Consider the following 19,023-nt stretch of genomic DNA (forward strand, 5'->3'; position numbering starts at 1 on the left):
AATCGTATCACCGGGAGGAATGTATGTGAATAAGGGACATTTAAATCAAGTTCTGCTGATTACAGATGGCTGCTCCAATCATGGTGAAGACCCGATCGCAATGGCGGCTTTCGCCAAGGAGCAGGGGATTACGGTGAATGTTATAGGAATTATGGAAGAAAACGCGATTGACCAAGAAGCAATGAAGGAAGTTGAAGGCATCGCCATGGCCGGAGGCGGCGTCCATCAAGTTGTGTATGCGTCACAATTGTCTCAGACGGTTCAAATGGTGACGAAAAAAGCAATGACCCAGACGCTGCAAGGTGTCGTCAATCAAGAGCTTAAACAAATCTTAGGGAAAAACGTTGAAATGGAAGAGCTTTCTCCTGAAAAACGCGGCGAAGTGATGGAAGTGGTTGATGAACTCGGCGAAACGGTTCATCTGCAAGTGCTTGTGCTGGTTGATACGAGTGCGAGTATGGCGCCGAAACTGCCGACGGTGAAAGAAGCGCTGATCGATCTTTCCATCAGTTTAAATTCCCGGGCCGGACAAAATGAATTTGCAATGTGTATATTTCCCGGGAAAAGCCAGGAAGTTGAGCTTGTGCTGAATTGGACGCCGAAGCTTGAATCCCTTTCTGCACTTTTTGCGAAGCTGTCGACCGGCGGTATCACCCCTACGGGCCCCGCTATCCGGGAAGCGACGCAGCAGTTTGAGAGAATCCGCTCAAGAAGGAGCATGTTGGCAGATGATGAACGACGCTTTAACGAGTTTGGCATGTAGTCTGGCACCGGGGACGGCAATTCAGGGCAAATGGAACGGCAAATCCTACAGATTGCTCAAACAGCTTGGAAAAGGGGCTAACGGTATTGTATATCTGGCAGAAGCATCAGGCGGACAGGTCGCTTTGAAAATAAGCAGCGACAGCATGTCTGTTACCTCTGAAGTGAATGTCTTAAAATCCTTTTCAAAGGCCCGGTCGCAAACGATGGGGCCTTCTTTTTTTGATGCGGACGACGCGTTTATTCCGCAGCTGAATAAAAATGTCTCTTTTTACGTGATGGAGTACATAGAAGGGCCGCTTCTTCCGCAATATATCAGCAGTAAGGGAGCGGAGTGGATTCCGGTGCTGATGGTGCAGCTTCTTTCCAGCCTGTCAGTCCTTCATCAGCAAGGGTGGGTTTTTGGCGACCTCAAACCGGACAATCTCATTGTAACCGGACCACCGGCTGCCATTCGCTGCATTGATGTAGGGGGAACGACAAAACAGGGCCGCGCGATTAAAGAGTATACGGAGTTTTACGACAGGGGCTATTGGGGGTATGGAACAAGAAAAGCAGAACCATCCTATGACCTGTTTGCTGTCGCAATGATCATGATCCACTGTGTCCAGAAGAAAGAGTGCAAAAAGTCAGGACAGCCGAAAGAACAGCTTCGTTCTATCATTGAAGGCCACCCGTTTCTGAATAAGTATAAGAAGGTTCTGTTTTCTGCTTTAAACGGCCAATATCTGTCTGCGGAAGCCATGAAGCATGACATCCTGACGGCGGGGCAGAGTGCCGGGAGCAAAAGGAAAGCCGCCGCCAAGCCTAAGCCCCCGCAATCAAAACCGCGGCAGGGCACTGTATCTCAAACGCGGTATAAACCTAAACAAAAACCCGCAAAGCACAATGGTTTGTTTGAAACAACACTTATTTTAATCAGCGTTCTCGCCCTTTATTTCGCTTACATCGTCTTTTTTCTCATCTAGTGCCGGCCGGACGCCTGCGCTTATGCTTCTTCTTTGCTTGGAGGGAATGAAAGTGATAGGATATGTATATCTTTAAAAAACCTGCTCATTGTGAGGGGGACATTGTGAAAAGCGTGGAAGATTTTTTCAAAACATATCATCTTCAGGCGGAGGGAGAAACGATTATTGCCGGGGTCTCCGGAGGCCCTGATTCAATGGCGCTTCTCAGTATGCTGAATAAGCACTTCGGGCATTCCTCCGTTATCATAGCGGCGCATGTCGACCATCAGTTCAGGGGTCCTGAATCTGAAGAAGATATGAAGTTTGTGCAGTCATATTGCGAAGCGGAACACATCCTCTGCGAAACGGTACAGATTGATGTTTCTGCATACGCAAAGAAGAATAAGCTGAACAAGCAGGCTGCCGCGCGTGATTGCAGATATCAGTTTTTCGAAGATCTGATGGCAAAACACCAAGCGAAGTTTTTGGCACTGGCTCATCATGGCGATGACCAGGTTGAAACAATGCTCATGAGGCTTGCGAAAGGTACGCTCGGGGCAGGGCTTGCGGGAATGCAGCCCGTCCGCGAATTTGCATCCGGCTGGCTGATCAGGCCTTTCCTCTATGCGGCAAAGGATGAAATCCTTGAATACTGCCGTCAAGAAGGGCTCAGCTACAGAACGGATGAGAGCAATGCAAAAGACGATTATGCAAGAAACAGATTCAGAAAGACCGTGCTTCCTTTTTTAAAACATGAATCACCTGACGTTCATAAAATGTTTCAAAAGGTGAGTGAAGCACTGACAGAAGACGAACAATACCTGCAGTCATTAACGAAAGAACGAATGAATAAGGTTATTACAAGCAAGTCAGACACATCGGTTGAAGTCAATTCCTCTCAATTGCTTGCCCTTCCGATACCTTTACAAAGAAGAGGAGTTCAACTAATATTAAACTATCTTTATGAAAACGTTCCATCGTCGTTTTCCGCCCGCCACATACAGCAGTTTCTCGAATGGGCGGAAAATGGAAGCGCCTCGGGAGTGCTTGATTTTCCGAAAGGGCTGAAGGTGGTCAAATCATATCAGACATGTTTGTTTACATTTGAACAATGGCAATGTGAAAAAGTTCCCTTTGAGCTGCAGCTGCAAGGAGCGAAAGGCGAGACTGCTGTTCTCCCCAACGGCTTTATGATAGAGGTGGCCGATCAGGCTGACCCTCATATCAAAAATGGGAATGCTGTTTTTATGACAAGCAGAAACAAGGTGCAATTTCCTTTAACAATCCGGACGAGAAAAATCGGCGACCGGATCAAACTTAAAGGGATGAATGGCTCGAAAAAGGTGAAAGATATATTTATTGATCATAAACTGCCTCTGCGGGATCGGGACGAATGGCCGATTGTAACGGATGCGAGCGGTGAAATTATCTGGCTGCCTGGCTTGAAAAAATCCATCTTTGACGATCTTGTGATTTCAAACAGTGACCGCATTGTATTACAATATAGACAGCATGAAAAGTGTAGGGGGCAAGCATTAACATGAAACAGGATATCGAAAAAGTGCTGATCTCAGAAGATGAGATCCAGCAGAAAGTAAAACAGCTTGGAGAACAATTAACAAGCGAGTACAGCGACACGTTTCCGTTGGCAATCGGTGTGTTAAAGGGAGCGCTTCCTTTTATGGCTGATCTTATAAAGCATATTGATACATATTTGGAAATGGACTTCATGGATGTATCAAGCTACGGAAATTCCACGGTTTCTTCCGGAGAAGTCAAAATCATCAAAGATTTGGATACATCTGTAGAAGGCCGGGACATCTTAATCATTGAAGATATTATCGACAGTGGGTTAACCTTGAGCTATCTCGTAGAACTCTTCCGATATCGTAAAGCGAAATCAATTAAGATTGTTACCCTGTTGGATAAACCAAGCGGAAGAAAAGCGGACATTAAAGCAGACTTCGTAGGCTTTGAAGTTCCTGACGCGTTTGTTGTGGGTTACGGACTTGATTATGCCGAACGCTATCGCAATCTGCCTTACATCGGAGTATTAAAACCGGCGATTTATGAAAGCTGATCGGCTGCCTGCTTCCGAGATGGTTATCGGTTGTATTGGAATGATTTTCTATGGTACTATTGAACATAGTTGTGCTTACTGTGGGAGGAGGTAAGGAATGAATCGGGTCTTCCGTAATACCATTTTTTATTTACTTATTTTATTAGTAGTAATCGGGGTTGTGAGTTACTTCCAGACTTCAAACCCGAAGACAGAAAATATGTCGTACAGTACGTTTATCAAGAACCTCGATGAGGGGAAAGTTGATAGCGTATCGGTTCAGCCTGTCAGAGGTGTTTATGAGGTAAAAGGACAGCTGAAAAAATACGACAAAGACCAGTACTTTTTAACACATGTTCCTGAAGGAAAGGGAGCAGACCAGATATTTGATGCAATTAAAAAGACGGACGTAAAAGTTGATCCCGCACAGGAAACAAGCGGGTGGGTGACGTTCTTAACGACGATCATTCCGTTTGTCATCATCTTTATTCTGTTTTTCTTCCTGCTCAATCAGGCTCAGGGCGGCGGCAGCCGTGTCATGAACTTCGGAAAGAGCAAAGCGAAGCTGTATACGGAAGAAAAGAAACGCGTGAAGTTTAAAGATGTAGCCGGCGCGGATGAGGAGAAGCAGGAGCTTGTTGAGGTTGTTGAGTTTCTGAAAGATCCTCGCAAATTCGCCGAGCTTGGCGCCAGAATTCCTAAAGGCGTGCTGCTGGTCGGACCTCCGGGAACCGGTAAGACATTGCTTGCGAGAGCCTCAGCCGGTGAAGCGGGCGTTCCTTTCTTCAGCATCAGCGGATCTGACTTCGTTGAAATGTTTGTCGGTGTCGGTGCTTCCCGTGTGCGTGATTTATTCGAAAATGCGAAAAAGAATGCGCCTTGTCTGATCTTCATTGATGAGATCGACGCGGTAGGACGTCAGCGCGGCGCAGGTCTTGGCGGCGGGCATGATGAACGCGAACAGACGCTGAACCAGCTGCTTGTTGAGATGGACGGTTTCAGTGCGAATGAAGGAATCATTATTATCGCTGCGACAAACCGTGCGGACATTCTCGACCCTGCATTGCTTCGTCCGGGACGTTTTGACCGTCAGATTACGGTAGACCGTCCGGATGTCATCGGCCGTGAAGCCGTATTACAGGTGCATGCGAGAAACAAACCGCTTGATGAAACGGTGAACTTAAAAGCAATCGCTTCAAGAACACCCGGTTTCTCAGGCGCCGATTTAGAAAACCTTCTTAACGAAGCGGCACTCGTTGCTGCCCGTCAAAACAAGAAGAAAATTGATATGCGCGACATTGATGAAGCGACGGACCGTGTGATTGCGGGTCCTGCGAAGAAGAGCCGCGTCATATCGAAAAAAGAACGCAATATCGTGGCGTACCACGAGGGCGGTCACACCGTTATCGGACTTGTGCTGGATGAAGCCGATATGGTTCATAAAGTAACGATCGTTCCGAGGGGGCAGGCGGGCGGATACGCGGTCATGCTTCCGAGAGAAGACCGTTACTTCCAGACAAAACCTGAACTTCTCGATAAAATTGTCGGTCTTCTGGGCGGACGGGTTGCCGAGGAAATTATCTTCGGCGAAGTCAGCACGGGGGCTCACAATGACTTCCAGCGGGCAACGAGCATTGCCAGAAGAATGGTGACAGAGTTTGGTATGTCAGAAAAACTCGGACCGCTTCAGTTCGGTCAATCTCAAGGCGGTCAAGTATTCCTGGGCCGGGATTTCAACAACGAGCAAAACTACAGTGATCAGATCGCTTACGAAATCGATCAGGAAATTCAGCGCATCATTAAAGAATGTTATGAGCGTGCGAAAACCATCCTGACTGAAAATCGCGATAAGCTTGAATTGATTGCTCAGACATTGCTTGATGTGGAAACATTAGATGCGGAACAAATCAAGCATCTCGTGGATCACGGAAAACTCCCTGAGCGCAATTTCTCAGATGACCATCTTCCAAAAGACGATGTGAAAGTAAACATCCTGTCTAAAACAGAAGACGAAAAGAAAGACGAGCCGAAAGAATAGTTCGCTTTCTGATATGAAAACCGCCGGCGTATACCGGCGGTTTTTTTACTGGTTCCGTTTTGTTTACAAAAGAGCCGCAGATCGTGTATGGTATTGTAGAATGTTGAAAATGTTATGATTAGAAACTATTCAAAAGTGGTGATAGAGGTTGTTACTGGTTATAGATGTGGGGAACACCAACACCGTGATTGGTGTATATCATGATGGGGAATTAGAATATCATTGGCGCATAGAAACGAGCAGGCACAAAACAGAAGACGAATTCGGCATGCTGCTCCGCTCCTTATTTGAACATTCCGGACTCATGTTTGAACAGATTGAAGGGATTATCATCTCATCCGTGGTGCCGCCGATTATGTTCTCTTTAGAAAGAATGTGCACAAAATACTTTCACATCGAGCCGCAAGTTGTCGGCCCGGGAATGAAAACAGGTTTAAATATAAAGTATGACAATCCGAAAGAAGTGGGAGCTGACAGGATCGTCAATGCCGTTGCGGCGATCCAGCAGTATGGCGGCCCCTTAATTGTTGTTGATTTCGGAACGGCGACGACGTATTGCTACATTGATGAAAACAAACAATACATGGGCGGCGCGATTGCTCCCGGCATTACAATTTCAACGGAAGCGCTGTACTCACGTGCGGCGAAGCTTCCAAGAATTGAAATCGCCCGACCGGACAATATCATCGGCAAAAACACGGTAAGCGCCATGCAGTCCGGCATCCTTTTCGGCTATGTCGGACAAGTTGAAGGCATTGTAAAGCGGATGAAATGGCAGGCAACACAGGAACCGAAAGTCATTGCGACAGGCGGGCTTGCGTCATTAATCGCAAACGAATCAGATTGTATTGATATTGTTGACCCGTTTCTCACTCTGAAAGGGCTGGAAATCATTTATGAGCGAAATCGCGTGGGTCACGTATAGGAGGTAAACGATGGATTATTTAATTAAAGCAATTGCATATGACGGTAAAGTGCGGGCTTATGCAGCCAGAACGACAGATATGGTTAATGAAGCGCAAAGAAGGCATGACACGTGGCCGACGGCATCAGCCGCAATCGGCCGGACGATGACAGCTTCTCTGATGCTAGGAGCGATGCTTAAGGGTGAAGATAAGCTGACAGTCAAAATAGAAGGCGGCGGCCCGATCGGAGCCATTGTCGCAGATGCGAACGCAAAGGGTGAGGTAAGAGCATACGTATCAAACCCGCACGTTCATTTTGATCTCAATGAACAAGGGAAACTGGATGTCAGACGGGCGGTCGGAACTGACGGAACACTCAGTGTCGTAAAAGATTTGGGCTTACGTGATTATTTTACGGGACAAGTAGAGATTGTCTCGGGTGAACTCGGTGACGACTTCACATATTATCTTGTTTCTTCTGAACAAGTCCCTTCATCTGTCGGCGTAGGTGTTCTAGTAAATCCTGATAACACCATTCTCGCTGCGGGCGGGTTCATCATTCAGCTTCTTCCGGGGACTGATGAAGAAACCATTTCAACAATTGAAAAGCAATTATCTCAAATCGAACCGATTTCAAAATTGATTCAAAAAGGCCTGACACCGGAAGAAATCTTAGAAGAAGTTCTAGGTCAAAAACCGGACTTTCTCGAAACAATGCCGGTCAAATTTCACTGTTCTTGTTCAAAAGATCGATTCGAAACGGCCATTTTAGGACTAGGCAAAAAAGAAATACAAGATATGATAGAAGAAGACGGAAAAGCCGAAGCGGTTTGCCATTTTTGTAATGAGAAATATTTATTTACAAAAGAAGAACTGGAAGAGCTTCGTGCCGAAACAACCCGCTAGCTCTTTAGCGGGTTGTTCTATTTTATAAAAGGGATGGGGTAGATTTTGAAATCGAGAACACTTTTGACGATTATTGTAGCGGCGCTGTTAGTATGCAGTGTGACAGTGGCGTATAAGTTAACAAAATCCCAAGCCGCGGGGTCATCTGAAGAATCCATCGCGACAATCGGTGATAAACATATCACACGGCAAGACTGGATGAAAAAGATGGAAGACCAGTACGGAAAATCAACTCTGGAAGACATGATTAATGCACAAGTAGTGGAAGAGCTTGCGAAAAAGAATAAACTCACAGTTTCAAACAGCGAATTGGAGCGGGAGTTTCTTTTAATCAAAGCGGTAGATAATTCATTTTATGAAGACAGCCATATTACCGAAAAAGAATGGAGAGACCAGATCCGCTACAACATTCTTCTTGAAGAACTGCTGACGAAGGACATCGATATATCGGATAAGGAAATGCAATCATTTTATAATAAAAATAAAGAATTGTACCATTTCGATGATTCATACAGAATCCGGCACATTGTCGTCAAAAACAAAGATGAGGCGGACAGGGTGCTTGCTGATTTGAAAGGCGGTTCCAGCTTTGAAGCCGTCGCCGCTGAGCGTTCCACGGACAGATACACGTCTCAGTATGGCGGAGACCTCGGCTTTGTGACAGAAAACCAGGAAAATATCCCGCAGGCATATATCACAGAAGCTAAAAATCTTAAAGAAGATGAATGGTCCGCTGAACCGATTAAAGTTTCTTCAGGATACGCCGTCATTCAGCTGAAAGAAAAGCTTAAAGCGAGAACTTTCTCATACAATGAAGTGAAGAGCCAAATCAGACGCCAGATCGCGATGGATCAATTAGGTGACAAGGCGACAGTCAAAACGCTGTGGAAAGAGGCGGGGGTCTCTTGGTTCTACGGGGAAAAAAGAACTAAATGATTGACAAAAAATTTTGAAATTGATAACTTATATTTATAATACCAATAAATTTAGTCGGAAATTGAGGTGTCCAACATGGTGCGTATTGCAAATTCTATTACTGAACTAATCGGAAATACTCCTATTGTGAAATTGAATCGCCTGACGGATGAAAACAGTGCAGATGTATATCTGAAGCTTGAATACATGAATCCGGGCAGCAGCGTAAAAGATCGGATCGGAGCGGCGATGATTGAAGCGGCTGAAAAAGAAGGAAAATTAAAAGCCGGCGACACAATCATTGAACCGACAAGCGGAAATACAGGAATCGGTCTTGCGATGGTGGCAGCGGCTAAAGGTCTCAGAGCCATTCTCGTTATGCCTGATACAATGAGTATGGAGCGACGCAATCTGCTGCGCGCATACGGAGCGGAGCTTGTGCTGACTCCCGGCGCAGAAGGAATGAAGGGCGCCATTAAAAAGGCGGAAGAACTTGCGGAGGAACACGGATACTTTGTGCCTCAGCAATTCAACAATGCGGCAAACCCGGAAATTCACCGCCAAACGACGGGGAAAGAAATCGTAGAACAGTTTGGTGACGACCAGCTTGATGCGTTCGTGGCCGGAATCGGTACCGGCGGAACCATCACGGGAGCGGGCGAAGTACTGAAAGAAGCATATCCATCCATCAAAATCTATGCGGTAGAGCCGGCGGATTCTCCAGTTCTTTCCGGCGGAAAACCGGGCCCGCATAAAATTCAGGGTATCGGAGCGGGATTTGTCCCTGAAACATTGAATACGGACATCTATGATCAGATCATTCCCGTCAAAAACGAGGATGCATTTGAATATGCCCGTAAAACGGCAAAAGAAGAAGGGATTCTCGGCGGCATTTCTTCCGGAGCGGCCATTTACGCGGCACTGGAAATCGCGAAAAAACTGGGGAAAGGCAAGAAAGTGCTTGCGATCATCCCTAGTAACGGAGAACGTTACTTAAGCACACCGCTTTATCAGTTTGAATAGAGACATACACACGGCTCCCGGCTGTATCCGGGAGTTTTTTTGTGCCTGAAGCATCGGAAATCCAAAAAACGTTTCGAATTTTATGGTTGGAAGTGAAATTCACTTTTTTCACCAGTGTGATTGCTTTAAAATAAAACTACAGTAAAACGAAGCAGAGGATTGATATGATGGCACAACGCAGACCGGCAGGAAGAAAAATACCTTTTACGAAACAAGCATTTTTACAGCGATATGAAAACCTTTCGAAATCGAGAAAACGGCATGTTCTGCTCGAAAGCGCGAGAGGGGGAAGATTCAGTATAGCCGGTCTAGATCCGATTGCGTCCGTCAGAGGAAAAGACGGAATTACAACGATCAAGCATGAGGGGGAAACACTGTTTAAAGAAGGTGACCCGCTGCGGGCCTTTCATGAATGGTTTGGAACGCTCGGAACGGAAACAAACGTTGAGTTTCCGGACTTTCAAGGCGGTGCGATTGGTTTTATCAGTTACGACTACGCCCGATATATTGAGAATTTTAAGATGCTGTCGTTAGATGATCTGGAAACACCTGATATTTACTTTCTTGTTTTTGATGATGTGGCCGTTTATGACCATGAGGAAGAGGCGTTATGGCTCATTACCCATACTGAAGCGGAAGAAGCGGATCTTGCGGAAGAAAAGCTGTCCGGCTTAGAGGACATGTGGTGTTCCCTTCAAACGGCGGACGAGCCTTTTTCACCGCTGAATCGGAATGGGGACGGATCGTACGCCGCTCCGTTCACTGAGGAAGGATTTTCGCAGGCTGTAGAACAAATTAAACAATATATCGCGAGCGGCGATGTGTTCCAGGTTAATTTGTCCATCAGGCAGTCTCAGTCCTTATCCGTTCATCCGTATGAGGTGTATAAACACTTGAGAAACGTCAATCCGTCTCCTTACATGGCCTATCTCGAGACACCGGGGTTTCAAGTGATATGCGGGTCGCCGGAGCTATTGGTGACAAAGAAGGGGAAGAAGCTTGAAACGAGACCGATCGCGGGTACGCGTTCAAGAGGAAAAGACGATGCTGAAGACAAGGCTTTGGCTGATGAATTAATTCACAACGAAAAAGAACGTGCGGAACACGTCATGCTTGTTGATCTTGAGCGCAATGATCTCGGGCGCGTATCGCGCTACGGCTCCGTGCGGGTTAACGAATTTATGGCGATCGAAAAGTATTCCCACGTCATGCATATCGTGTCTAACGTACAGGGGGAACTGCAGGACGGATATGACGCGACAGACATTATTCATGCGGTTTTCCCGGGGGGCACCATCACGGGAGCGCCCAAAGTGAGAACGATGGAAATTATAGAAGAGCTTGAGCCGACAAGACGGGGGCTTTATACTGGATCTATAGGCTGGTTCGGATTCAACGGAGATTTGCAGTTTAACATTGTGATCCGGACGATCTATGCAGCCGGCGGACATGCTTTCATGCAGTCCGGAGCAGGAGTAGTCATTGATTCGGTTCCGAAGCATGAATACAAGGAATCGTTCAAAAAAGCTTTTGCAATGAAAAAGGCGTTAGAGCTGAGCGAAGAAGAGACAAAAAATCAGACGAGGTGAGCAGAGATGATTTTAATGATTGACAATTATGATTCATTTACGTACAACTTGGTTCAATATTTGGGTGAGCTTGGGGAGGAACTGATCGTCAGACGAAATGACGAGATTACGATTGAGCAGATTGAAGAGCTGGGTCCGGACTTCTTAATGATTTCACCCGGGCCGTGCAGTCCTGATGAAGCGGGGATCAGCCTCGAAGCGATCAAACATTTTGCCGGCAGTATTCCTATTTTCGGCGTATGTCTCGGGCATCAGTCGATTGCGCAAGTATTCGGTGGCGATGTCGTCAGAGCGGAGCGGCTCATGCACGGCAAAACGTCAGAAGTTATGCATGACGGACAGACGATTTTTAAAGGGCTGCAAAATCCGCTTGTCGCCACCCGGTACCATTCACTTATTGTCAAAGCGGACACGCTGCCGGATTGTTTTACGGTATCCGCTCAAACCAAAGAAGGAGAAATTATGGCAATCCGCCATAATGAGCTGCCTGTTGAAGGTGTTCAGTTCCATCCGGAATCCATCATGACCTCCTTCGGCAAAGAGATGCTCAGAAACTTTATAGAGACACACCGCAAAAAGGAAGTGACGGTGTGATTATATATTTGAATGGTCAATATATAGAGGAGAAAGAAGCGGCGCTTTCTCCTTTTGACCATGGTTATTTGTACGGGATCGGCGCGTTCGAGACGTTCAGGCTTTACAGCGGCCGGCCGTTTCTGCCGGATGCGCATGTCGCCAGGCTCAACAGGGCGCTTCGGGATCTGCAGATTGCATATGAGGTGAACAAACAGGAGCTGCTTGATATGCTTCGGAGACTGTTGCTCCTCAATGACATCAAGGACGGCAGCGCGCGTGTCCGGCTTAACATCTCGGCAGGCGTCAGCGATAAAGGGTTTGCCGCGCAGACTTATGAAAAGCCGACCGTCCTTTGTTTCGTCAACCGGCTCAATCCGGAAACTCTGCCTGTTCAAAAAGAAGGCAAGCTTCTCTCTATCAGGAGAAATACGCCTGAAGGATATTTCCGGTTAAAATCCCATCACTATTTAAACAACATGTATGCTAAACGGGAGATCGGGAATGATCCCAATCTTGAAGGCATTTTCCTGACCGGAGAAGGAGATGTCGCGGAAGGCATTGTCTCCAACGTGTTTTGGCGAAAAGGAGACAAGGTCTTTACGCCATCCTTGGATACGGGAATTCTCGATGGTGTAACGAGACAGTTTGTCATTGATGAATTGAAACGGCAGGGGACAGAAGTCACCGAAGGCCGATTCCGTTTTCAATCAATGCTTGAAGCGGATGAAGCATGGTTGACAAACTCCGTGCTTGAAATCATCCCGTTTTCTAAAATAGAGGAAGTGCCGCTGCCCGGAGTGAGCGGAAAAACGGTGCAATTGCTCCGTAATCAGTATCAGCAGGAAATAAACAAAATGAATGTACAGGAGGAGGAACAAAATGGCGCAGCAAACAATTGAACAGCCTAAACTGATTCATACAAAAAAAGGCGCTCTTTCCTATAAAGAGAAGACGCTCGTTATGGGGATATTAAATGTAACGCCAGACTCCTTCTCTGACGGCGGCAAATACGACAGTACGGAAAGGGCGCTTCTGCATGCGGCGAAGATGGCTGAAGAAGGGGCGCATATCATAGATATCGGCGGCGAATCGACAAGACCCGGCGCATCACTCGTGTCGGCTGATGAGGAAATGTCACGAGTCATCCCCGTCATAGAGCGGATCACAAGCGAGCTGGACATTCCGCTTTCAATCGATACGTACAAAGCGTCCGTGGCAGACGAAGCAGTCAAAGCGGGAGCCTCTATCCTTAATGACATCTGGGGGGCGAAAGGTGATCCTGACATGGCGTCAGTAGCCGCCGCACACGGGGTTCCGATTATCTTAATGCATAACCGCATGGAAAGAAACTACAACGATCTTATTCCTGATATGCTTGCAGACTTGATGGAAAGCGTAAAAATTGCCGCAGAAGCCGGCGTCACAGATGAAAACATGATTCTGGATCCGGGGATCGGCTTTGCGAAAAACTATGAGGACAATCTGGCTGTCATGAACAAGCTGGAGGTGTTCAGCGGGTTAGGTTATCCGCTGCTTCTGGCGACATCGAGAAAAAGGTTCATCGGCCGTGTGCTTGACCTTCCCCCTGAAGAACGTGCCGAGGGAACGGGAGCGACAGTATGCCTTGGCGTCCAAAAAGGCTGCGACATTGTGAGGGTGCACGATGTCAAAGAGATCGCAAGAATGACGAAGATGATGGATGCTATGTTGAACAAAGGAGGCGTACATTATGGATAAAGTATATGTGGAAGGTATGGAGTTTTACGGATATCACGGCGTGTTCGAAGAAGAAAACAAACTCGGCCAGCGCTTCAAAGTAGACCTGACTGCCGAACTGGATTTGAGCAAAGCGGGAAAAACGGATGACCTTTCTTATACCATTAACTATGCGGAATTGTACAGTGTCTGCCGCGGCATCGTTGAGGGCGAGCCCGTTAATTTGGTCGAGACCCTTGCGGAACGGATCGCAGACACCGTCCTTGAGAAATTTGAGCCGGTGCAGCAATGTACGGTAAAGGTTGTTAAGCCTGACCCGCCGATTCCCGGCCATTATAAATCAGTAGCCATAGAAATGACGAGAAAGAAATCATGAACAATACGGCATATATCGGCCTCGGCTCCAATATGGGCGACCGTGAACATTATTTGCGTCAGGCAGTGGCCATGCTCAGCCGGCATCATGGCGTGACGGTGTCAAAGGTGTCCTCCATATATGAAACAGATCCCGTCGGCTATGAGGATCAAGATCAGTTTCTCAATATGGCGGTTGAAGTGAAAACGTCGTTATCTCCTTTTGAACTTCTTGATGTAACGCAGAGCATTGAAGCTGAATTAGGCAGAACGAGAGAGATTCGCTGGGGACCGCGGACGGCAGACCTTGACATTTTGCTGTATAATCGTGAAAATATTGAAACAGAGCGGCTGATTGTTCCGCATCCGAGAATGTATGAGCGCTTATTTGTCCTTGCGCCGTTAAAAGAAATATGCCCGCAGGCGGATCATATCACGATAAGCGCTGAAACAAACCAAGAAGGTGTAAGAGTATGGAAGCAGAAATCTGGGGTAGGCGAATTCGTGCATTCAGAAAGCTGAAAGGTTATACTCAAGAAGGATTTGCAAAAGCATTAGGTATATCAGTTTCTATTGTCGGTGAAATTGAACGCGGAAACCGATTGCCATCAGATGCCATCATTCAAGATGCGGCAGATGTTTTAAATATAAGTGCGGACGAATTGGCCCCGCCTGAAAAATAGACAAATGAAAGGAGGGGAAAAATGTTTAAAATCGGTGATATTCAATTGAAAAACCGGGTTGTGCTTGCGCCTATGGCCGGTGTCTGCAACTCAGCGTTCAGATTGACTGTAAAGGAATTCGGAGCCGGATTGGTATGCGCTGAAATGGTCAGTGACAAAGCGATTCTTTACAATAACGCCAGAACAATGGGGATGCTTTACATTGATGAACGTGAAAAACCGCTCAGCCTTCAGATTTTTGGAGGAAAAAAGGAAACCCTTGTGGAAGCGGCGAAGTTTGTAGATCAAAACACGACTGCTGATATTATTGATATTAACATGGGATGTCCCGTACCCAAGATTACAAAATGTGATGCGGGCGCCAAATGGCTTCTCGATCCCGATAAGATTTATGAAATGGTATCCGCAGTAGTAGATGCTGTTGATAAGCCGGTTACAGTGAAGATGAGAATGGGCTGGGATGAAGAGCACATTTATGCGGTGAAAAATGCCCAAGCTGTTGAACGTGCCGGCGGAAAAGCCGTTGCCCTGCACGGCCGCACAAGAGTGCAAATGTATGAAGGCACTGCGAACTGGGATATCATTAAAGAAGTGAAGCAATCCGTCTCCATTCCCGTCATCGGAAACGGTGATGTCAAAACGCCTCAGGACGCGAAACGCATGCTTGAGGAAACAGGAGTTGACGGCGTCATGATCGGCCGGGCCGCACTCGGCAACCCGTGGATGATTTACCGTACGGTGCACTACCTTGAAACCGGCGAGTTAAAAGACGAACCGAAAGTCCGTGAAAAAATGTCGGTATGCAAACTGCACTTAGACCGCCTGATTAAGTTAAAAGGCGAAAATGTGGCAGTCAGAGAAATGAGAAAACACGCTGCCTGGTACCTGAAAGGTGTCAGAGGCAATGCGAATGTACGCAACGAAATTAACCAATGTGAGACGCGTGAAGAAGTTGTGCAGCTTTTAGATGCATTTACCGCCGAAGCAGAGGCAAAAGAGCTTCAAGATGCAAAAGTAGGTTAATATACACCCTCTATTGCTGCTCACTGCCAGCTTACCGCTGGCAGTTTTTCTGCTTTTTCGTGAAATCAAAATGTAACGGAGTGATACCAATGAGTCAAGAAGAGCAAAATCATGAGGAATTGAACGACCAGCTGCAAGTCAGACGAGATAAAATGAACCAGCTGAGAGAAAACGGCATTGACCCTTTCGGCGAACGTTTCGAGAGAACGCATCAATCTCAACAGATCATTGACGCCTACCAGGAGCTTTCTAAAGAAGAACTGGAAGAAAAAGCGGTCGAAGTGACCATTGCAGGCCGTATGATGACAAAGCGCGGAAAAGGGAAAGCCGGCTTTGCGCATCTGCAGGACTTAGAAGGTCAAATTCAAATTTACGTAAGAAAAGACAGTGTCGGCGAAGAACAATATGAAATCTTTAAATCTTCAGACCTTGGAGACGTTATCGGCATCACGGGGAAAGTTTTCAAAACAAACGTAGGCGAGCTTTCTGTCAAAGCGACATCTTTTGAACTGCTGACAAAAGCACTGCGTCCTCTTCCTGATAAATATCATGGGTTAAAAGACGTTGAACAGCGTTACCGCCAGCGCTATCTCGATCTCATCGTAAACCCTGACAGCAAACAAACGTTTATCACACGCAGCAAAATCATCCAAGCGATGAGAAGATACTTAGATGACCATGGATACTTAGAAGTTGAAACACCTACGATGCACAGCATACCGGGAGGAGCGTCTGCACGCCCGTTCATCACGCACCATAACGCGCTCGACATGCCTCTTTATATGCGTATTGCGATTGAACTGCACCTGAAACGCCTGATTGTCGGCGGATTGGAAAAAGTCTACGAAATCGGCCGCGTGTTCCGTAACGAAGGTGTTTCTACACGCCATAACCCTGAATTCACGATGATCGAGCTGTATGAAGCGTACGCCGATTATAAAGATATTATGAGTCTTACGGAAAACCTCGTAGCACATATTGCGCAGGAAGTGCTTGGAAGCACCACAATCCAGTACGGCGAAGAGCAGATTGATCTGAAACCTGAATGGAAACGACTCCACATGGTAGATGCGGTCAAAGAAGCGACAGGTGTAGATTTCTGGAATGAGATGACTGTTGAAGAAGCGCGCGGTCATGCAAAAGAGCATGGTATCGAGATCACAAACTCAATGACGGTGGGTCATATCATCAATGAATTCTTCGAACAAAAAATTGAAGAAACACTCATTCAGCCTACATTTATTTACGGCCACCCTGTAGAGATTTCTCCTCTTGCTAAGAAAAATCCGGAGGACCCTCGCTTTACAGACCGTTTTGAGCTGTTTATCGTCGGCCGTGAGCACGCTAATGCGTTTACGGAGCTGAATGACCCTATCGACCAGAGGGAACGCTTTGAAGCGCAGTTAAAAGAAAGAGAAGAAGGAAACGATGAAGCGCATATGATGGATGAAGACTTCGTTGAAGCTCTTGAATACGGCATGCCGCCGACCGGGGGATTGGGTATCGGTATCGACCGCCTTGTCATGCTGTTAACAAATGCTCCGTCTATCAGAGACGTTTTATTATTCCCTCAAATGAGACAACGCTAATAAAAGGGAAGGCGCCGTTTCTGCTTATCGCAGTACGGCGCTTTTTTAGAAACAAGCCGCTCGTGAAACTTTTTTGATTTTCTTTTAAAAAACTATTGCACTATTATTTGTGAGGTGGTATATTATTATTCGTTGCCGCTAAACAAGGCGCTGACGAAAAAAAAGAAATTTAAAAAGTTGTTGACTTCAAGAGATTGATAAGATATAATAATAAAGTCGCTTGAACGAAAGACAAAATGATCTTTGAAAACTAAACAAGACAAAACGCACCTGTTAATTCAAAGTTTTAAATAAATCGCACAGCGATGTGCGTAGTCAGTCAAACTACTTTATCGGAGAGTTTGATCCTGGCTCAGGACGAACGCTGGCGGCGTGCCTAATACATGCAAGTCGAGCGGACAGACGGGAGCTTGCTCCCCGATGTTAGCGGCGGACGGGTGAGTAACACGTGGGTAACCTGCCTGTAAGACTGGGATAACTCCGGGAAACCGGGGCTAATACCGGATGGTTGTTTGAACCGCATGGTTCAGACATAAAAGGTGGCTTCGGCTACCACTTACAGATGGACCCGCGGCGCATTAGCTAGTTGGTGAGGTAACGGCTCACCAAGGCGACGATGCGTAGCCGACCTGAGAGGGTGATCGGCCACACTGGGACTGAGACACGGCCCAGACTCCTACGGGAGGCAGCAGTAGGGAATCTTCCGCAATGGACGAAAGTCTGACGGAGCAACGCCGCGTGAGTGATGAAGGTTTTCGGATCGTAAAGCTCTGTTGTTAGGGAAGAACAAGTGCCGTTCAAATAGGGCGGCACCTTGACGGTACCTAACCAGAAAGCCACGGCTAACTACGTGCCAGCAGCCGCGGTAATACGTAGGTGGCAAGCGTTGTCCGGAATTATTGGGCGTAAAGGGCTCGCAGGCGGTTTCTTAAGTCTGATGTGAAAGCCCCCGGCTCAACCGGGGAGGGTCATTGGAAACTGGGGAACTTGAGTGCAGAAGAGGAGAGTGGAATTCCACGTGTAGCGGTGAAATGCGTAGAGATGTGGAGGAACACCAGTGGCGAAGGCGACTCTCTGGTCTGTAACTGACGCTGAGGAGCGAAAGCGTGGGGAGCGAACAGGATTAGATACCCTGGTAGTCCACGCCGTAAACGATGAGTGCTAAGTGTTAGGGGGTTTCCGCCCCTTAGTGCTGCAGCTAACGCATTAAGCACTCCGCCTGGGGAGTACGGTCGCAAGACTGAAACTCAAAGGAATTGACGGGGGCCCGCACAAGCGGTGGAGCATGTGGTTTAATTCGAAGCAACGCGAAGAACCTTACCAGGTCTTGACATCCTCTGACAATCCTAGAGATAGGACGTCCCCTTCGGGGGCAGAGTGACAGGTGGTGCATGGTTGTCGTCAGCTCGTGTCGTGAGATGTTGGGTTAAGTCCCGCAACGAGCGCAACCCTTGATCTTAGTTGCCAGCATTCAGTTGGGCACTCTAAGGTGACTGCCGGTGACAAACCGGAGGAAGGTGGGGATGACGTCAAATCATCATGCCCCTTATGACCTGGGCTACACACGTGCTACAATGGACAGAACAAAGGGCAGCGAAACCGCGAGGTTAAGCCAATCCCACAAATCTGTTCTCAGTTCGGATCGCAGTCTGCAACTCGACTGCGTGAAGCTGGAATCGCTAGTAATCGCGGATCAGCATGCCGCGGTGAATACGTTCCCGGGCCTTGTACACACCGCCCGTCACACCACGAGAGTTTGTAACACCCGAAGTCGGTGAGGTAACCTTTTAGGAGCCAGCCGCCGAAGGTGGGACAGATGATTGGGGTGAAGTCGTAACAAGGTAGCCGTATCGGAAGGTGCGGCTGGATCACCTCCTTTCTAAGGATTTTAACGGAATATAAGACCTCGGGTCTTATAAACAGAACGTTCCCTGTCTT

The 19,023-nt window shown here is 47.2% G+C and carries 18 protein-coding genes and 1 rRNA gene; all 19 read left to right on the forward strand.

Annotated features, from left to right (window positions below):
- Positions 1–25 precede the first annotated feature (25 nt).
- Positions 26–763 (forward strand): vWA domain-containing protein, encoded by a 738-nt coding sequence (locus JNUCC22_RS00400; RefSeq protein WP_004264624.1) that lies wholly within the window; start codon positions 26–28, stop codon positions 761–763.
- Entirely contained in the window at positions 729–1,730 is a 1,002-nt protein-coding gene (locus JNUCC22_RS00405) for a protein kinase domain-containing protein (RefSeq protein WP_216062041.1), read from the forward strand. Before JNUCC22_RS00400 ends, JNUCC22_RS00405 begins: the two co-directional genes overlap by 35 nt.
- 104 nt (positions 1,731–1,834) lie before the next feature.
- Positions 1,835–3,253, forward strand: a complete 1,419-nt coding sequence (gene tilS / locus JNUCC22_RS00410; protein ID WP_043020651.1) for a tRNA lysidine(34) synthetase TilS — start codon at positions 1,835–1,837, stop codon at positions 3,251–3,253.
- Entirely contained in the window at positions 3,250–3,789 is a 540-nt protein-coding gene (gene hpt / locus JNUCC22_RS00415; protein ID WP_004264611.1) for a hypoxanthine phosphoribosyltransferase, read from the forward strand. The genes tilS and hpt overlap by 4 nt, the downstream gene beginning before the upstream one ends.
- A gap of 97 nt (positions 3,790–3,886) precedes the next feature.
- Positions 3,887–5,806, forward strand: a complete 1,920-nt coding sequence (ftsH, locus tag JNUCC22_RS00420; RefSeq protein ID WP_216062042.1) for an ATP-dependent zinc metalloprotease FtsH — start codon at positions 3,887–3,889, stop codon at positions 5,804–5,806.
- Positions 5,807–5,954: 148 nt separating this feature from the next.
- Positions 5,955–6,731: a type III pantothenate kinase gene (locus JNUCC22_RS00425; protein WP_007409940.1), complete on the forward strand. Its 777-nt coding sequence runs from the start codon at positions 5,955–5,957 to the stop codon at positions 6,729–6,731.
- Positions 6,732–6,741: 10 nt separating this feature from the next.
- The gene (gene hslO / locus JNUCC22_RS00430; RefSeq protein ID WP_216062043.1) at positions 6,742–7,617 is read left to right on the forward strand and encodes an Hsp33 family molecular chaperone HslO; all 876 of its coding nucleotides are present in this window, start codon (positions 6,742–6,744) and stop codon (positions 7,615–7,617) included.
- Positions 7,618–7,662: 45 nt separating this feature from the next.
- Positions 7,663–8,553: a peptidyl-prolyl cis-trans isomerase gene (locus JNUCC22_RS00435; RefSeq protein WP_072588722.1), complete on the forward strand. Its 891-nt coding sequence runs from the start codon at positions 7,663–7,665 to the stop codon at positions 8,551–8,553.
- Between the two features lie 75 nt (positions 8,554–8,628).
- Positions 8,629–9,555 (forward strand): cysteine synthase A, encoded by a 927-nt coding sequence (gene cysK / locus JNUCC22_RS00440; protein WP_004264603.1) that lies wholly within the window; start codon positions 8,629–8,631, stop codon positions 9,553–9,555.
- A gap of 167 nt (positions 9,556–9,722) precedes the next feature.
- Positions 9,723–11,144, forward strand: coding sequence for an aminodeoxychorismate synthase, component I (gene pabB, locus JNUCC22_RS00445; protein WP_024084798.1), 1,422 nt, complete (start codon positions 9,723–9,725; stop codon positions 11,142–11,144).
- 6 nt (positions 11,145–11,150) lie between these two features.
- A complete protein-coding gene (pabA, locus tag JNUCC22_RS00450; RefSeq protein WP_007409944.1) occupies positions 11,151–11,738 on the forward strand; it encodes an aminodeoxychorismate/anthranilate synthase component II in 588 nt (195 codons plus the stop codon).
- On the forward strand, positions 11,735–12,619 hold the full coding sequence (gene pabC, locus JNUCC22_RS00455) for an aminodeoxychorismate lyase (RefSeq protein WP_080491658.1): 885 nt from the start codon (positions 11,735–11,737) through the stop codon (positions 12,617–12,619). The genes pabA and pabC overlap by 4 nt, the downstream gene beginning before the upstream one ends.
- Complete coding sequence (gene folP / locus JNUCC22_RS00460) at positions 12,600–13,457, forward strand: dihydropteroate synthase (protein ID WP_007409946.1); 858 nt, start codon at positions 12,600–12,602, stop codon at positions 13,455–13,457. Before pabC ends, folP begins: the two co-directional genes overlap by 20 nt.
- Positions 13,450–13,812 carry a dihydroneopterin aldolase gene (gene folB / locus JNUCC22_RS00465; protein WP_003150671.1) on the forward strand — a complete coding sequence of 121 codons (363 nt, stop codon included), beginning with the start codon at positions 13,450–13,452 and terminating at the stop codon, positions 13,810–13,812. Before folP ends, folB begins: the two co-directional genes overlap by 8 nt.
- Positions 13,809–14,312, forward strand: coding sequence for a 2-amino-4-hydroxy-6-hydroxymethyldihydropteridine diphosphokinase (folK, locus tag JNUCC22_RS00470; RefSeq protein ID WP_007409947.1), 504 nt, complete (start codon positions 13,809–13,811; stop codon positions 14,310–14,312). Before folB ends, folK begins: the two co-directional genes overlap by 4 nt.
- Complete coding sequence (locus tag JNUCC22_RS00475; RefSeq protein ID WP_003150668.1) at positions 14,264–14,473, forward strand: helix-turn-helix domain-containing protein; 210 nt, start codon at positions 14,264–14,266, stop codon at positions 14,471–14,473. The genes folK and JNUCC22_RS00475 overlap by 49 nt, the downstream gene beginning before the upstream one ends.
- 21 nt (positions 14,474–14,494) lie before the next feature.
- On the forward strand, positions 14,495–15,496 hold the full coding sequence (dusB, locus tag JNUCC22_RS00480; RefSeq protein WP_007409948.1) for a tRNA dihydrouridine synthase DusB: 1,002 nt from the start codon (positions 14,495–14,497) through the stop codon (positions 15,494–15,496).
- An 89-nt stretch (positions 15,497–15,585) separates the two neighbouring features.
- Positions 15,586–17,085 (forward strand): lysine--tRNA ligase, encoded by a 1,500-nt coding sequence (gene lysS, locus JNUCC22_RS00485; RefSeq protein WP_007409949.1) that lies wholly within the window; start codon positions 15,586–15,588, stop codon positions 17,083–17,085.
- A 329-nt stretch (positions 17,086–17,414) separates the two neighbouring features.
- A 16S ribosomal RNA gene (locus JNUCC22_RS00490) occupies positions 17,415–18,964 on the forward strand.
- Positions 18,965–19,023: the final 59 nt, after the last annotated feature.

Source organism: Bacillus sp. JNUCC-22, from assembly GCF_018861275.1.
GTDB classification, from domain to species: Bacteria; Bacillota; Bacilli; order Bacillales; family Bacillaceae; genus Bacillus; species Bacillus velezensis.

Coding starts and splice junctions, on each gene's coding strand:
- JNUCC22_RS00405 (WP_216062041.1), top strand. CDS start 729: ATGATGAACGACGCTTTAACGAGTTTGGCATGTAGTCTGGCACCGGGG.
- hpt (WP_004264611.1), top strand. CDS start 3,250: ATGAAACAGGATATCGAAAAAGTGCTGATCTCAGAAGATGAGATCCAG.
- ftsH (WP_216062042.1), top strand. CDS start 3,887: ATGAATCGGGTCTTCCGTAATACCATTTTTTATTTACTTATTTTATTA.
- hslO (WP_216062043.1), top strand. CDS start 6,742: ATGGATTATTTAATTAAAGCAATTGCATATGACGGTAAAGTGCGGGCT.
- cysK (WP_004264603.1), top strand. CDS start 8,629: ATGGTGCGTATTGCAAATTCTATTACTGAACTAATCGGAAATACTCCT.
- pabB (WP_024084798.1), top strand. CDS start 9,723: ATGGCACAACGCAGACCGGCAGGAAGAAAAATACCTTTTACGAAACAA.
- pabA (WP_007409944.1), top strand. CDS start 11,151: ATGATTTTAATGATTGACAATTATGATTCATTTACGTACAACTTGGTT.
- folP (WP_007409946.1), top strand. CDS start 12,600: ATGGCGCAGCAAACAATTGAACAGCCTAAACTGATTCATACAAAAAAA.
- folB (WP_003150671.1), top strand. CDS start 13,450: ATGGATAAAGTATATGTGGAAGGTATGGAGTTTTACGGATATCACGGC.
- folK (WP_007409947.1), top strand. CDS start 13,809: ATGAACAATACGGCATATATCGGCCTCGGCTCCAATATGGGCGACCGT.
- JNUCC22_RS00475 (WP_003150668.1), top strand. CDS start 14,264: ATGGAAGCAGAAATCTGGGGTAGGCGAATTCGTGCATTCAGAAAGCTG.
- dusB (WP_007409948.1), top strand. CDS start 14,495: ATGTTTAAAATCGGTGATATTCAATTGAAAAACCGGGTTGTGCTTGCG.
- lysS (WP_007409949.1), top strand. CDS start 15,586: ATGAGTCAAGAAGAGCAAAATCATGAGGAATTGAACGACCAGCTGCAA.